This window comes from Neptunitalea lumnitzerae, from assembly GCF_027924185.1.
In the GTDB taxonomy this organism is placed as follows: Bacteria; Bacteroidota; Bacteroidia; order Flavobacteriales; family Flavobacteriaceae; genus Neptunitalea; species Neptunitalea lumnitzerae.
Map to the genome: position 1 here is coordinate 1,102,806 of NZ_BRVO01000001.1, position 16,031 is coordinate 1,118,836.

Consider the following 16,031-nt stretch of genomic DNA (forward strand, 5'->3'; position numbering starts at 1 on the left):
CGTGTTTGTTTAATAGGAGGTTGATGGAATCAACCTCCCTTTAGTTCTAAGTAACTCTAAATTCTTACGAGATGCAATTAAGGCTACGCTGGTTCAAGTGCAGGGATGCAATAACCATATTGATAACCAGTTATTACATCTGTACTTGTGTAATAGCATATTTCATAAGCTTTACATCCATGGTTATAATTTGGATCATTGTCACATGCCGTTTTACCTCCGTTAATTACTCGCTGTTGCTGTTTTGTAAGCACTAGAGCTTCTTTACTGTTTAAAAATTTTTTTAACATAAAACATTGTTTTAATTGGTGAATAACCTCCCATTTATTTAGAGACTTTGAGAGGTTTTAAGTCTGTAGTTTTCTATACTAGCATAAGCAATAGCCTATATCGTTATGGTCGTATAAACAGTTGGCTCCTCTTTGGCAATCTGATTGTACTACACAGGTAATTAATAAATCTGGATTGCAACGAGCGCCTCCAGCAATGGTTTGCATCTCTGCTTTTGATAGTATTTGAGCCTTGTTGTCTAAAAATTTTTTTAACATAATAAATTGTTTTAATTAGTGAATGAATCCGTTAATTTCTATTCTACATATGCACAAACACCTTCGAGGCATGTATTGCATGCAGGATTAAGTCTTGCGCATTGAAATGATGTAGTACAGTAGACAGGAATGCATTCACGATCCGGATCGAAATTACCTCCATTAATAGCTTTCATTTCTTCCTTAGAAAGCTTGTTGCTTTCTTGGTCGTTTAAGAATTTTTTCAGCATAAATAATTGTTTTAATTGGTAAATAACCTTTCGTTTTTTTAAAGACTCTGAAAGGTATTAAGTCTTACTTGCAAGTATTTTTTAGTATTGATTTTGTATCTGATTTAGGTTTGTTTCTATATCTGGTGCATTGGCATTTAGTACTTTGTTTTTTGAATTGAGTATAATATGTCTGGGTATATATTTTACATGGAAGAATTTTAATAATTTAGAATTATTTGGGTCAACTAGCGTATAATGATTTGTTGAAAGAAAGTGATTGCTAAGCCTCTGCTGGGTTTGTAACCATTTTCTATGATTTTGGTCTATTGAAATATATATTACTTCAATATTTTTATCAGTAATTAGTTGTTTCGCTGTTTTATCAGTTTTTTTTATTTCATTTAAGCAGGGTGCACACCAACTTGCCCATATGTCAATTAGTTTTATTTTTTTATCTTTTAAAACAGTACTTAATGGAATTGTATCATTGTTTGGTGTGATTACTAAGTCATTAAAAACAATCTTAGGTAGGTCAGTGTTAAAAAGACTCAATTGACTTTCTATTTTATCAAGAGCATCTGAATATGATTTGTCTAGTTTATTTTTTTTGAGTTCAGTAATATTTTTTTGAAGTAAGTCTACCGCTGCTTGATCTTTACCTAGTCCATGCTTATAATAATCTGTAACCAAACGAGTAAGTAAGTACGTTTGGGTAGATCCTGAATAGTTTTGAAGTATAAATTTTTTCTCTTGCTTAAAATTTTCTTTAGAGTATTGAATATAGTCTGAATTATTAAAATAGAAACGAGTAAAATCTACTAATGCTTTTTTATAATAATCGTTAGTTAATAATGTAGGTTTTTTAAAGTTATCTATTTGTATATTATTGAAATAAGATTGCAGGTCTAACATTTCAGTTTCAATATTACCTGTTGAATTCGCTAAGGTGGCTAATACGCTTTCGGTATTATTGTAATAGATATCAGCGTATGTGTTAGTAGTAGCACAATATGCTTGGATATCTCTTGGTGCTATTAAATTGTAATAATATTCAAAAAATAGTTCTTCTTTAGCGGTTTGTTTAAATGCGTCTGTAGTATTGGTATGTTCGGCTAAATATTTTTGTAAAAATTTTTCTCTTAGATGATAAATGGAGTCCGTTTCCTTTTTGAAAAGTTTTATGTCTCCCTTGTAATGTGACCAGTTATAATTTTGTTTATAGAGTTGCGTGAAAAAATTATAATTATCGGTATGGCTACCTTCAAATGTGATAGTTTTATTTTTTATTTGAAAGTGAATAGTATCTCCGGGGGTTACAAATATTTTTGTAGTAGTAAATGTGCTATCAAAAATCATTATTTCTTTAAGCTGTGGTGTTCCACTATTTTCAAACTCCATATATACAGAATCTGACGTGCTATAATGTTTTGAAGTAAGCTGATTTCCTCCAAATAAATTATCATAATCAATTAAGTTAAAATACTTAAGAGAAATTGTGCTGTCTTTTGTGCTACCTGATACATAAACTTGTGTATGAGTTATTTGTGTACTGCTATCTTTTTCTACACCAGTAATAACACCTTTAATTGAGTTGTTATTAGAGGTACAAGAAGTAAATAACAGTGTACAAGTAACTAATATGAATATGCAAGTTTTAAGCATTTGTGCTCATTTAAGTTTTTAATTGGTAAATAACCTTTCGTTTTTTTAAAGACTTTGAAAGGTATTAAGTCTTACTTGCAAGTATTTTTATCTAATAAGTTTTTTCATGTCATAGGTTTATTTGATAAAGCGGTGGTGCATCTAAGTTTATCTCTGCCCCTGTATTTGTAAAAATAAAATGATGAGGAAAATTCCTAGTCCATCTATATGCTGTCTGAAATGTTTCAGTTAAATTTTTGGCAGTTTTTTTATGTAATCTGAAACAGTTGTTTTCTGGTAAGTTGTATTTCTTGATGGTACTTTTCCATGAAAGACTGTCGGTCTCATTTTCAAAAAATATCCAAAGGGGTCTTATTTCTTTTGAGTTTGTTTGTTCATTAATTTCAGCATATTTTTTTATTTCTTCAAGGCATGGTGCACACCAAGTGCCGCAGAAATCTAAATAAAGTAATCTTTGTTTTGTTTGATGAAATAAATTTTCCAGAGTAATTATTTCGTTGTTGTAGCTTATAAGTTTTATCTCCTTTTCGAAAAGAACAGCGTTGTTATTCTTCTTTAAAATCTCAATCGCTTTATCGTTAAAAATGGGTTGTTTTATTGTAGATGCTACTATTTGGCGTAAAGTGTTGTTTTTACCATCTAAAGATAATAAGTAACTAACTCTAAAATGGTCTTTAGTGTCGGCATCAAAATCTTTGATATAGTTTTCAAATGATTTATAATCATATTCATTTAAATATTGATTGTAATAATATTCCAATAAACTCCAATAGTGATAATCTCTATAATTCATGCTAGTCTTTGAAAAATTAAGCATGATGTTTTTAATTGAAGTTTGTACCCATTGCTGTTGATCTTCTTGTAAAGTTTGATACACTTTGGAAGCTTTAAGCATTAATAAATAGATATATTTTCTTTGGTAATAATAGGTTAAATATTGTTTTAGATAAGCAGCTTCTTTACTTTCGTATGACTTAAGATCTATTTTAGAAAGCGTTTCATCTGTTTGTGATAAAACGTATTTATAATTGATGGTGTTATTAGTGATTTTATGAAAAGCCTTCTCGTTAAACGCTTGATGTTTTCCATCACCATTATATAACAAGTACATATGCTTTGAGGTTGAAAGAGTATCTTTGTGAATGGTTTTACTGTTTTCTATAACTTTGTAATTTAAGTCTATCTGATATCCAGGAAATACAATGGCTTGTTTGAAACCAATAGATATTAATACAGGTTGATTGGAATCTGTTTCCATTTTTAAATTTAGACTGTAATTATCATTACCTCTTTTAGAATATTTTAGCTTATGTTTGAATTCTTTCAATCTTTTATGTCCAGCAAATTCAATTTTCTCATGCTTTGATGGTTTAATAAATTTGACAGCATTTTTATCGCTATAATGAATTGTTAATGATATTTCATCCTTTGAAATATCATTGTGTTTCTTCTTATTACTGCACGAGAATATTGTAATGATGTATATATATAGTAATAATATGGTATAATGCCTTTTAGTCAATGCGTTGTAATTATTTAAAATCTGATTATTTGAATTTTAAAATACCTATAGCACATTTTTATTAAGTTGTTTCAAAAATATTCTGTGCTTAATTTTAAATGCACTATAGGTATATATGCTAATACTAACTATTAGTCACACCAGTACGTATGTACCCCATTATCGCAACAATAGGTAGAACCACTACCTGTACATGCACCCCAACCGTATTCGGTATCTCCTCCGGTGCCGCCGTAATAGCAACATAGTTGCGTACATTCACTGCAATCAAGAAAAGCAACTCTTCCTCCTCTAATAGATTGTAACTCTTCTTTTGATAGCATTTGAGCTTTGTTGTCTAAAAATTTTTTTAACATAATAAATTGTTTTAATTGGTGAATAACCTTTCGTTTTTTTAAAGACTCTGAAAGGTATTAAGTCTTACTTGCAAGTATTTTGTTATTTAAGTGTAATGAAATGAATTCCTTTAATTGATTGTCTTTTACCGATGGAGCAGCAGACTCTAATAGCTTTCCTTCTTTATCAAAAATGAGGTATCTTGGAATAGAAGAGACTTCAAAGTTTTTGTATAATTGTGAGTTTTTAGCATCTATAAGAATATAGTTCTCTTTTTTAAGATGTAAATCTTCACTTTCTATTGCTTTTTTCCAGGCAGAAATATCTTCGTCAATAGATATGGTTACCCAGATAAATTCTGACGTATCAAATTCGGTTTTCATTTTTTTTAACTCTGGAATATCTATTCGACATGGGACACACCAGCTTGCCCAAAAATCTACTAGAATAATTTTTCCTTTGTTGTTTTTTATGACATCTTCAAATTTGTTTAATTGGTCATTGCTATAGGAAAGTAGTTCACCCTTATGATTACTGTTAGCTATTAGCTTCTTATATTTTTTATTAATACTATCATTTTCTATGATAACATCATATTTACTAATGAGTGTTTTACTAGGCTTTAAATCTTTAAATTTTTTATAGTATGTAGGGAAGCTGTTCTTTTTGGCTAGGTATATACTGGTTAGTAATTGATCTAACACCTTTGTTTTTGTTTGCTGATTTAATAATGTGTCGTGTTTAGTAATGTAGTTAAAGTTTTGTTCGTTATTTCTAGGATTTAAATTGTAGTGAGCTAGTAATCTATCTGTTAAATATTTAATATAATATTTATTGTTGCTATATGATTGATCTGTAGTTTTATCTAAAGGTAAGTCTTGTTTAGTGTATTTAGCTTTAAGTATTTCAGCATTGGCGAGCTGAGTTTTATAAAACGTATTGGAAATAGCTTTTTCTTTAAACAAGCTATCGGCGGTATTTTTAATGTTTTTGTAGGTATCTTCTAAAGTAGCTATATGTTTCCATTGGTATTTTTTAGACATCAGAGAATATGCTCTATAAGTTTCAAAAGAGGGTGTTTTTTGAGATACATAATAGTTGAAGTTATGTTCAGTTGGGTACTTATAATTTCTACTATTGAAAATGGGATAGGAAATAGTTTCTCCTTGGAAATTAATGTTTTTGGTTGTTACAGTAATGGTGTCTCCTTTATAAAATATGGCTGAAGCAGCATAGATATAACTGTGATTAATACGTAGAGATACAATACTATCGGTTGCAATGATTAGAGAGGGAAATGTTTTGTTTAATTGTTTTACGTTTGGTAAAATTTCTAAAGATGAAGTTCTGTAGTTTATCCGAAGGTTTTGAGTAGTATCTTTTAATATAATTACAACCTCGTTTTTTACAGGAAGCGCTGCTTTTATTACTGTTTTAGTAGCAGCATTATTGATAGGGCTTTCCACCTGTTTAGAGTGTTTACACGATTGTAAAGAGAGTAGTATGATTAATATTTTTAGGATAGTCTTCATTATTAATTTATTCTTTGGCTCTTAGTGTGTTTACTAAAATTTCCAAAATCTCCATTTGGTATTCTGTTGCGCAACAATTGTATTAAAATAATACAGCAAACTACTTTTACTAGGGTGCTTTTAGTTCAATGTATTTTACATTCAAGTGATTAGTTTCTACACCAGTAATAACACCTTTAATTGAGTTGTTATTAGAGGTACAAGAAGTGAATAACAGTGCACAGGTAACTAATATGAATATGCAGGTTCTAAGCATTTATTCTTATATAGGTTTTACTGAAGACCTCTAAAAAAGAGGTCTTTAGTTGTTTTAATTGGTGAATGAGTGTTTGTGTAAATATCTAGAAACCAACGCAACTCCCATAAGTTTGACTGGCGTCTTCTCGATAACACCTAGAGCAGTTAAGGGTTGTGAGATTTCCACAATCATTATCACTTAAACATTGATGTGCTATGCAATTTGCAGATGGTAATTTTCCTCCATTAATAGTTTTCATCTCTTCTTTAGAAAGCATGTTGCTTTCTTGGTTGGTTAAAAATTTTTTTAACATAATAAATTGTTTTAATTGGTGAATAACCTTTCGTTTTTTAAAGACTCTGGAAGGTATTGAGTCTTACTTGCAAGTATTTTTAAGAAGCTACTGCTACTGTAGTAGTTTCTGTTAATTCATTTAAAAGGTATTTTAAGTCAGTTAATTGGTATTCATTCGGGAAAAGTTGTCCGTTGATAACCTTTACTGGTGTATATGCAAAGTTGTTTTTTTGGCACCAGGTGTATTGTGCATATAGTAAGTGGTTTATTTGTGCTTCATTTTTTAATGGCTTGTCCCACTTTTTTAACCACTCTTCTCTTTGCATAGGTTCTATATGCTTGTCGTATAGCGCTTCTTTAATTTGTTCAGGAGCTGCTAAATAAATGTTTAGTATAGCCTTTAATATTGGAATAGAAGGATTTTGTTCATTTTCAGGGTTTACATTAAACCCAATAGTTAAACTCAAATTGTTGTCTCCAGTTTCTAATAGTTCTATAGCGGTTTTGTATGCCTTGTGGCAATGCCCGCAAAACGGACTCAAAAACAGGGTTAAGTTATTAGCGGCTTTTGGGTTGCCTAACTCAATTAACGGTAGTTTTTGGTACTCGTTACTAAAGTCTAATGGTTTGGTACACGAGGTAAAAATATCAGGATTGTTTTTAAACCTTTTAAACTCGTAACTAGTGTGTTTTAAGATGTTTTGTTCTTTTTGAAATTGAATAAACTGATGTATGATTTGGTATACCAATAAACCAACTATGGCATATATTACTAATGAAATGGTGGTAGGTATTGTAAATTGGGTAACTCCGTGAATGGCTATGTAAGTAGTACTATTTAGAGCTAAAAGAGCTGCTGTGATTAAACAAAAAGTACACCACGATTTTATTTTAACGGATTGTAAATAAATAGAATATGCAATAATTGGTACTGATAGTATGCTTACTAAACCAACAATGGGGTAGGCTACAGAAAACGATAAAAAAAGTAGATTACTCATAAAGTAAACTAAAGGAAGCTCCTTTAAAGATATGTTACCGGGAAGTTTACCAAAATCTGATTCTAAAACAGCTTCGCAGTTTTTGCTTTTTCCCATATTACAAATGGCATTTCCCAAATTGTTTCGGCTGTTGCTAATGTCTTTCTCAATAACAAAGTAGCCTATAGCTATACCGGCTAGTGCAATGCATTGGTATATGCATACTTCTAATATAAAACTTTGAGCTTTGATATGAGGGAGTACAATAACTCCCAATAGTACTACTGCAAACACTAATGACTTTGTTAGTTTAAATGAAGAAGTCTCTTTGTTAGGGTTGTCTTCTACTAATAGCACAATACCTGTCCATTGTTCTAAAAACTGTTTTTTGGAATAGGTTTGCTTTTTCTGTTCGTAACTCTCAACCATAAAAGCATCATTCTTCTTGGTTACTAAAGAAAGGCCTTCACTTTTTTGGTCAGCAATTTGTGCCATAAAGTGGGTTGGGAGCTCATCTATTTGGTCTTTTGGTATGCGCAGTGCAGCATTTTCAATACCTAATTGACTGTAGCTTTCGGTAATAGCATATAAGCTAGGGTAATTAGGGTGCGAGTTATATATATCGTCAAAGTTTTCAGAAGCAACAAAGTAGTTGCATTTTCTAAGTAGTTTTTCTTCTAGCGTTTGCATAATGAAGTCTTATAAATTAAAAATAGTTGGTTGGCTCCGTATGTCTTATGCATAGGAGAGCTAGTACCTGTTTCTTTAAAGAAATGGTATAAAGAGCAATCTTCAATAAATTTGAAGTTCTAAAATAGATAGAGCGTAACGTTTACCTCTTAGCAAAAAATGGTAATGTGAAAGTTATGCTTATGGTGAAAGTGTATTAAAATATATCAGGGACATAGTACAAGTGTTTAATTGGTAAATAATAATGAATAGCGATAATTGAAATTTAATTAAAAAACTTAATAGGTATTTAAGAATTTTATTATCATAAAATTGATTTTATATCTAATTGCGTGAGATAAATGTAATTAATTTTTGTCAGAAAATTTTAACTTCAAATGTTAAATTTTTATGCTTAGGGTTAATTTTAAAATTTGTTTACTGTACAGAATCACAGAAATAGACTGGTGTGTCATTTATTACCAAAGCGGCTTTGTAGTGGTTACAATTTTTAAGGCAAGCCTACAAGGTATTTAATTTGAATAATAGAATAAATAAAGTTTAAAACAGCAAGTTGAAAAATCTTCTTACCTTTAAGTTTAGAGGAAAGCTATTAGAAGGCTTTTATTTAAAACTTTACGTATTATGAAACCCGATATATTTGAATCTCCTGATTACTATCAGGTAGACGACTTACTTACAGAAGAGCATAAGTTAGTAAGAGATGCTGCCCGCTCTTGGGTAAAAAAAGAAGTGTCTCCTATTATAGAGGATTATGCTCAGAAAGCTGAATTTCCTAAACAATTACTCAATGGTTTGGCAGAAATTGGTGCCTTTGGTCCGTATATACCAGAAGTGTATGGCGGAGCCGGATTAGACCAAATTTCATACGGATTGATTATGCAAGAGATAGAGCGTGGCGATAGTGGTGTGAGATCTACTGCATCGGTACAATCTTCTTTAGTGATGTATCCTATTTTTAAATACGGTACCGAAGCGCAACGACAAAAGTATTTGCCTAAGTTGGCTAGTGGTGAGTATATGGGCTGTTTTGGCCTAACAGAGCCTAACCATGGGTCTAATCCTGGTGGTATGGAAACCCATTTTAAAGATAAGGGCGACCATTATTTACTCAATGGAGCTAAAATGTGGATATCTAACGCCCCATTTGCAGATATTGCGGTGGTATGGGCAAAGAATGAAGAGGGGCGTATTTATGGGCTTATAGTTGAAAGGGGTATGGAAGGATTCACCACACCTGAAACTCATAATAAATGGTCGTTAAGGGCTTCTGCTACAGGAGAGCTTATTTTTGATAATGTGAAAGTGCCTAAGGAGAATCTTTTACCAAATAAGTCTGGGTTAGGGGCACCGTTAGGATGTCTAGACTCTGCACGTTATGGAATTGCTTGGGGTGCCATTGGTGCCGCAATGGATTGTTATGATACAGCTTTGCGCTATGCTAAAGAACGTGTACAGTTTGATAAACCTATAGCAGCTACTCAATTACAACAGAAAAAGTTGGCAGAAATGATTACCGAAATTACGAAGGCACAGTTGTTAGCTTGGCGCTTGGGAGTGTTACGTAACGAAGGCAAAGCTACCTCTGCTCAAATATCTATGGCTAAACGTAATAATGTAGCAATGGCTATTGATATTGCCAGAGAGGCTCGACAGATTTTAGGGGGTATGGGTATTACCGGCGAGTATAGCATTATGCGTCATATGATGAATTTAGAATCGGTGATTACCTATGAGGGTACTCACGATATTCATTTGTTAATAACTGGAGCTGATATTACAGGTATGAGCGCCTTTAAATAGAGCTTGTGTAACATTTGTTACATAAGGGTTGTGAATACCAAACTACTTTTAGACAATGATTGAAGAATTAGAACAACATTACGGATATCTTTTTGAAGAAGAATTACTGCATGAGATTAACCAAGTAGGTACTTTTAAAGAAGTGCCTGAAGGGTACCGACTTATGGATATAGGAGAGTATATTAAAAGTATGCCTTTATTAGTAAGTGGTGTTATAAAAATATTGCGAGAGGATGATAATGGAGATGAGTTGTTACTGTATTTTTTAGAACGTGGAGATACTTGTGCCATGACGCTTAACTGCTGTGTAGGTACCAAAAAAAGTGAGATAAGAGCCATAGCAGAAACGCCTGCTAAACTAATAATGGTACCAGTTCAGAAAATGGAGGAGTGGATGCGTAAGTACCATAGTTGGCGTAATTTTATTTTGCAAAGCTATCATGCACGTTTAAAGGAAATGCTTGAAACGATAGATACTATTGCTTTTATGAAAATGGATGAGCGCTTGTTAAAACATTTGCGTGACAAAGCAATGGTAAAGAATGATGAGGTTATAACTACTACGCATCAAGAAATTGCGCATGATTTACATACTTCTAGAGTGGTGATTTCAAGATTACTAAAAACGTTAGAGAACGAAGGTAAAATAGAATTGGGTAGAAATAGTATTAAAGTAATAGACCTGTAAAGAAACTATTAAAACTATTTTTTAGGAAGAAGTTTGAAGTAATCATCTTAGTAACAAGTAACTTTTGTTACTGTGCAATAGTACTTGCAGTTGTACTTTTGTATCTAGCAAATGTGTAAAAAGTGATAGGATATATTGGTGCCATATTGGTTGGTTTAACGTTGGGCTTAATGGGGGGCGGAGGCTCTATTATTACGGTACCTTTATTGGTGTATGTAGTTTCGCTGAACCCGGTTACAGCCACGGCATATTCATTATTTGTGGTGGGTACTACCTCACTAATTGGTTCAGTGAAAAATGTGCAACAAAAACAGGTAGACTTTAAAGCGGCGGTAGCTTTTGCCGTACCTGCTTTTATAGCCGTATTCCTTACCCGCAAATTTTTAATGCCGGCTTTGCCTAATGTCTTATTTTCTATAGGAGGTTTTGAAGTTACTAGGCACATATTTATTATGGTGTTTTTTGCGCTGGTAATGATGTTGGCATCTTTATCCATGATAAAGAACTTCAATTTTGCGAAGAAAGATGACACCGACAGATCGTTTAATCCGCCTATGATCATACTTCAGGCAATTGTGTTAGGTGTTATTACAGGTATTGTAGGTGCAGGCGGAGGGTTTTTAATAGTGCCGGCTTTAGTGCTACTGGTACATCTGCCTATGAAAAGAGCCGTAGCTACCTCTCTATTAGTTGTAGCAGTAAATTCGTTAATCGGTTTTTTAGGAGATTTAGAAACATTGCAAATTAATTGGAAGTTTTTGCTAACCTTTAATGCGTTTGCTATTGCAGGCATTTTTGTGGGTATTTATTTGAACAAATTTATTGATGGTAAAAAACTTAAAAAGGGCTTTGGTTGGTTTGTTATGGTTATAGGATTATACATAGTAACAAAAGAACTCTCGGTGTTTTAGGTTTTAGGAACTTTATAAAAGTAGAAATTAGTATATTGACGGTTTTATAATTAAAGTAAAAATTAGTTGAATGAACATTGAACAAATATATACAGGTTGTTTAGCTCAGGGAGCATATTATATAGAAAGTGAAGGGGAAGTAGCTATTATAGATCCGCTTAGAGAAGTGGCTCCGTACATAGAACGTGCAGAAAAAGATGGTGCTAAAATTAAGTATATCTTAGAAACTCATTTCCATGCAGATTTTGTAAGTGGGCATGTTACTTTGGCTAATAAAACGGGTGCTAAAATAGTATTTGGACCAACTGCTGAGCCTTCTTTCGAGGCAGAAATTGCTACAGATGGTCAGGTAATTACCTTGGGTAAAGTAACTATTACAGTTTTACATACACCAGGGCATACTATGGAGAGTACTACCTACCTTTTGAAAGATGAGAATGGAAAAGACTATGCCATTTTTAGTGGAGATACTTTGTTTTTAGGAGATGTTGGTAGACCAGACTTAGCGCAAAAAGCGGCAGATATGACGCAAGATGAATTAGCTGGGTTATTATATACTAGTTTACGCGAAAAAATAATGCCTTTGGCAGACGATGTTATTGTATACCCTGCACATGGGGCAGGCTCTGCTTGTGGTAAAAATATGATGAAGGAGACAGTAGATACGCTTGGAAACCAGAAAAAGGTGAACTATGCGTTGCGTGCTGATATGACTAAGGAAGAATTTGTAAAAGAGGTAACCGATGGGTTATTACCACCGCCACAATACTTTCCGCTAAATGTAAAAATGAATAAAGAAGGTTACGACCATATTGATGAGGTACTGGAAAGAGGTTTAAAGCCACTAGATCCGGAAGCTTTTGAAGTGTTGGCAAATGAAATTGACGCTATAGTATTAGATGTACGTAACCAAGCTGAGTTTATTAAAGGGCACATTCCAAGATCTATATTTATTGGTATAGATGGTGGTTTTGCTCCTTGGGTTGGGGCTTTGATTAAAGATGTTAAGCAACCTATTTTATTAGTAGCACCTGAAGGTAGAGAAGAAGAAGTAGTAATACGTTTATCACGTGTTGGTTTTGACATGACATTAGGGTTTTTAAAAGGTAGCTTTGATGCATGGAAAAATGCAGGCAAAGAATATGATACTTTAACTTCTATCTCTGCGGAAAGCTTAAAAGATAGATTAGAAGATAATAAAGCGTTACCTGTTTTTGACGTACGTAAAGAAGGTGAATACGTTTCTGAACACATACCTACTGCAGAAAATACTCCGTTAGATTATTTAAATGATTATTTAGAAAAGTTTCCTAAAGAGAAAGATTTCTATGTACACTGTGCAGGAGGATACAGATCGGTTATTGCAGCATCTATTTTAAAAAGTAGAGGTTACCATAACTTAATAGATGTGGCAGGTGGTTTTAAAGCTATTAGAGAAGCTGGGATTCCGCTTACCGCAAAAGTTTGTCCTACAGAATTAAAAAAATAATATCCTATGAAGTTAGGTACGTTACTTAGTGTGTTTTGTGTGTTGGTAGTAACTTCTTGTTCTAGTTATTACCAAGAGCATGTGGTGTTGTTAGAACCGAAAGAGTTTACTGAAAAAACAGCAGATACAAGTACACAACTCATAGATGTACGTACTGCTAAAGAATTTCAGGAAGGAGCCATTCCTGGAGCAATAAATATTGATCTTAATGATGATCATTTTAATCAGAAGATTAATAAACTAGATAAAAGTAAACCGGTATATGTGTATTGCAGAACGGGTGTTAGAAGCAAAGAAGCGGCAATTTTAATAGCAGAAGTAGGTTTTGATTCCGTTTACGAGCTCTCTGGGGGTTACAAAGGCTGGAAACATAAAAATACTGATAATTAGTATTTTGAATACAAAAAATAAGGAAGTCGGAATTTTTTCCGACTTTTTTATTACATCTTATAATATTGTTAACTATTTATATAACCTAGAATTATTAATTTCATCGGCTAATAACACTAACAACCAAGGTATGAGTTTTATTGATGACATTGTAATTCCCGGAGACAAAGGTCGAACTTTTATGACCAGCGTCAGTGATCCAGAAGAACTTTCTAAACTAAAAAATGCTGTTTTAAAAGTAAATGGCGTAACAGATGTTTCTATTAATACAGAAGTGTTTCCTACAGAGGTGCACGTAATAGCAGATGTAGTAGTGGATGTAGAAAGTATAGAAAATGAAGTAAATGGCTTAGGTTTTCATTTGTTGCCTAAATCAAATTTATAAACAACGTTGTAGATGATGATATTCGTCAGCTTTTATAGAATAAAAAAGAGGTAACTTTATTTTCAGAAAGTTTTTATAAAAGTATTGCGTTTGTAAACAGTTGAAAAAATACAAAGTTGTAATTTTTTTTTAATGCTGTTTTTAAGATTGAATAAGGAGCCCTTAACCGGGGCTCCTTGTTTATTATATATCGGTAGATTTTAGTATTTGTCCACCTGATTTTTTAAAATCTGCCTTCGCGTTTTCAAATCCATCGGCTGTTAATGCTCTAGTGGCATCCTCAATTAAAAAGCTTTTAAATCCTTCGTTTATGGCGTCTTTAGCAGAAAAGTATACGCAGTATTCTGCTGCTAACCCTACAAAGTATAATTCGGTTACTTTTTTATCTTTTAGGTATCCCGATAGTCCCGTAGATTTTAAATGGGCATTATCATAAAAGCCACTGTAACTATCAATTTCAGTGTTGGTACCCTTTCTAAAAATGGCTTCTATTTTTTCGGTTTTAAGATCGGAATGAAAAGCTGCTCCTTTTGTATTTTGTACACAATGTACGGGCCAAACAACCTGCGGTGTTCCGTTGAGGTCTACAATATCATAAATGTTTTTTCCCTCATGCTGAGATATAAAACTACCGTGGTTTTCCGGGTGCCAGTCTTGGGTAGCCACTACCAAATCAAATTGATCTTGTAATTTGTTAATTACAGGAATTACTTCGTAACCGTTTGGTACAGGTAAGTTTCCCCCAGGAATAAAATCATTTTGAACATCTATAATTACAAGTGTTTTCATTTTTTACCCTTTTTGTATTGACTTATTAATAGATCTCTTTCCTGTTTTAGTGCAGAACTAATTCCAATTTTATATATATGCGGATTGTCAAAACGCTTAAATTCCATACTTAACTGTGACAACCTTTGGGCGCTAAACTCAGCAATTTGAGTAAGCGTGTAATCAGGTATTAGTTTTTTGCCATTTTCCATAACAGCATGCAACAATGGTTCTTGTGTAAAGTTACCTACCTCAAGTTGTTTGTAAGGTTCGTGTGGGTGGTGCATTTGGCTTACGTGGTCTTCAGAATGAATAGCAATAGCATCGGCACCAATAAAGTTACCTTGTGCATCTTTCATTCGATATACCTGCTTGCGATAAGGTAAGGTAGTTTTTATAAGACTTTCCGAAATTTTAATTCGAGGTTTACCAGATGAGTATGTAAGTTTATAAACCCCATCTAAAGCACCGTTAGGTTTACCAATAACCAAGTTGGTACCCACTCCGTAAATATCTATAGGAGCTTCTTGCTCTTGTAAACTCTTAATTACAAATTCATCTAATTGATTAGAAACTGCAATTTGTACGTATTGTAAACCTGCCTCATCTAACAGTTTTCTACATTGCTTTGCATAATACGCAAGGTCACCACTGTCTAAGCGTATAGCCAATAACTTTTGTCCTCTGGCTTCCATTTCTTTAGCAACCGTAATGGCGTTTGGCACACCGCTTTTTAAGGTGTTATAAGTATCTACCAATAACACACAATTTTTAGGTCGGCACTCTGCAAAGTCTCTAAAGGCATCCAATTCATTATCATAACTCTGAATAAAAGAATGCGCCATGGTACCCGAAATAGGGATGTTATAATCTCTACCAACTACTACATTACTGGTGCCATTAAAACCACCAATAATAGCAGCTTTACTAGCAAAATATCCACCAGGACCTTGTGCTCTTCGCAAGCCAAAGTCTAGGAGTGTTTTATTTTTAGTAACCAATTTAACCCTGCTTGCTTTGGTAGCAATAAGCGTTTGAAAGTTCAATAGGTTTAAAAGTATGGTTTCAATTATTTGTGCCTCTACCATAGTAGCTTCTACCTGAAGTATTGGCTGCGTTTGAAAAACAAAATCGCCTTCTTGAACTGAATATATGGTACCTGTGAATTTAAAATTACGTAGATACGCTATAAAGTCATCGTCAAAATCTTGGGTGCTCAGGTAGTCAAGGTCTTCCTTACTAAAGGTAAGGTTTTCAATAGTTTTTAGTAAATCGCCAAGGCCGGCAAATATAGCATAGCCTCCGTTATAAGGTATTTTTCTAAAGTAATAATCAAATATAGCAGGCTCATCTTTTTTTCCTTTTTTAAAGTACACTTGAGCCATGCTTAACTGATACATATCAGTATAGGTTGCGGTAAAGTTGAACATAGAATGCAATTTCTACAAATTTAACAATTGCCTATGTTTAAGATTGCTAAAGTTCTATTAAAAATTAGACTAAAATTCATTCTAAATTAAGCAGATTAGTAACTTCTGTTACAGAGACCTAGCTGGTATTTACGTAAGTTTAGAGAAAATTGG

Annotated in this window: 16 protein-coding genes; 6 read left to right on the forward strand and 10 right to left on the reverse strand. The window is 33.0% G+C overall.

Annotation, left to right across the window (positions count from 1 at the left end):
* Positions 1–83 precede the first annotated feature (83 nt).
* The 8 genes from Y10_RS04885 to Y10_RS04920 all read right to left on the reverse strand — a co-directional run bounded on the left by Y10_RS04885 (position 84) and on the right by Y10_RS04920 (position 8,014).
* Positions 84–254: a hypothetical protein gene (locus Y10_RS04885; protein ID WP_281764242.1), complete on the reverse strand. Its 171-nt coding sequence runs from the start codon at positions 252–254 to the stop codon at positions 84–86.
* 114 nt (positions 255–368) lie between these two features.
* Positions 369–548: a hypothetical protein gene (locus Y10_RS04890; protein ID WP_281764243.1), complete on the reverse strand. Its 180-nt coding sequence runs from the start codon at positions 546–548 to the stop codon at positions 369–371.
* A gap of 38 nt (positions 549–586) precedes the next feature.
* Positions 587–778 carry a hypothetical protein gene (locus Y10_RS04895; RefSeq protein ID WP_281764244.1) on the reverse strand — a complete coding sequence of 64 codons (192 nt, stop codon included), beginning with the start codon at positions 776–778 and terminating at the stop codon, positions 587–589.
* Between the two features lie 81 nt (positions 779–859).
* Entirely contained in the window at positions 860–2,422 is a 1,563-nt protein-coding gene (locus Y10_RS04900; protein ID WP_281764245.1) for a TlpA family protein disulfide reductase, read from the reverse strand.
* Between the two features lie 109 nt (positions 2,423–2,531).
* Positions 2,532–3,944: a TlpA family protein disulfide reductase gene (locus tag Y10_RS04905; RefSeq protein WP_281764246.1), complete on the reverse strand. Its 1,413-nt coding sequence runs from the start codon at positions 3,942–3,944 to the stop codon at positions 2,532–2,534.
* A gap of 131 nt (positions 3,945–4,075) precedes the next feature.
* Positions 4,076–4,300: a hypothetical protein gene (locus tag Y10_RS04910; RefSeq protein ID WP_281764247.1), complete on the reverse strand. Its 225-nt coding sequence runs from the start codon at positions 4,298–4,300 to the stop codon at positions 4,076–4,078.
* 57 nt (positions 4,301–4,357) lie between these two features.
* Positions 4,358–5,812 (reverse strand): TlpA family protein disulfide reductase, encoded by a 1,455-nt coding sequence (locus Y10_RS04915; RefSeq protein ID WP_281764248.1) that lies wholly within the window; start codon positions 5,810–5,812, stop codon positions 4,358–4,360.
* 630 nt (positions 5,813–6,442) lie between these two features.
* Entirely contained in the window at positions 6,443–8,014 is a 1,572-nt protein-coding gene (locus Y10_RS04920) for a vitamin K epoxide reductase family protein (RefSeq protein WP_281764249.1), read from the reverse strand.
* 624 nt (positions 8,015–8,638) lie between these two features.
* Here Y10_RS04920 and Y10_RS04925 point away from each other — a divergent pair.
* The 6 genes from Y10_RS04925 to Y10_RS04950 all read left to right on the forward strand — a co-directional run bounded on the left by Y10_RS04925 (position 8,639) and on the right by Y10_RS04950 (position 13,680).
* Complete coding sequence (locus tag Y10_RS04925) at positions 8,639–9,817, forward strand: acyl-CoA dehydrogenase family protein (protein ID WP_281764250.1); 1,179 nt, start codon at positions 8,639–8,641, stop codon at positions 9,815–9,817.
* Between the two features lie 55 nt (positions 9,818–9,872).
* Positions 9,873–10,505, forward strand: a complete 633-nt coding sequence (locus Y10_RS04930) for a Crp/Fnr family transcriptional regulator (RefSeq protein ID WP_281764251.1) — start codon at positions 9,873–9,875, stop codon at positions 10,503–10,505.
* Positions 10,506–10,627: 122 nt separating this feature from the next.
* On the forward strand, positions 10,628–11,416 hold the full coding sequence (locus Y10_RS04935) for a sulfite exporter TauE/SafE family protein (protein ID WP_281764252.1): 789 nt from the start codon (positions 10,628–10,630) through the stop codon (positions 11,414–11,416).
* 70 nt (positions 11,417–11,486) lie between these two features.
* Positions 11,487–12,905 carry an MBL fold metallo-hydrolase gene (locus Y10_RS04940; RefSeq protein ID WP_281764253.1) on the forward strand — a complete coding sequence of 473 codons (1,419 nt, stop codon included), beginning with the start codon at positions 11,487–11,489 and terminating at the stop codon, positions 12,903–12,905.
* Positions 12,906–12,911: 6 nt separating this feature from the next.
* Complete coding sequence (locus Y10_RS04945) at positions 12,912–13,295, forward strand: rhodanese-like domain-containing protein (protein ID WP_281764254.1); 384 nt, start codon at positions 12,912–12,914, stop codon at positions 13,293–13,295.
* 130 nt (positions 13,296–13,425) lie between these two features.
* Positions 13,426–13,680 carry a heavy-metal-associated domain-containing protein gene (locus tag Y10_RS04950; protein ID WP_281764255.1) on the forward strand — a complete coding sequence of 85 codons (255 nt, stop codon included), beginning with the start codon at positions 13,426–13,428 and terminating at the stop codon, positions 13,678–13,680.
* 183 nt (positions 13,681–13,863) lie between these two features.
* Here the strand turns inward: Y10_RS04950 and pncA are convergent, their stop codons facing one another.
* Complete coding sequence (pncA, locus tag Y10_RS04955) at positions 13,864–14,469, reverse strand: bifunctional nicotinamidase/pyrazinamidase (RefSeq protein WP_281764256.1); 606 nt, start codon at positions 14,467–14,469, stop codon at positions 13,864–13,866.
* A complete protein-coding gene (locus Y10_RS04960; RefSeq protein ID WP_281764257.1) occupies positions 14,466–15,878 on the reverse strand; it encodes a nicotinate phosphoribosyltransferase in 1,413 nt (470 codons plus the stop codon). The genes pncA and Y10_RS04960 overlap by 4 nt, the downstream gene beginning before the upstream one ends.
* Positions 15,879–16,031 lie beyond the last annotated feature (153 nt).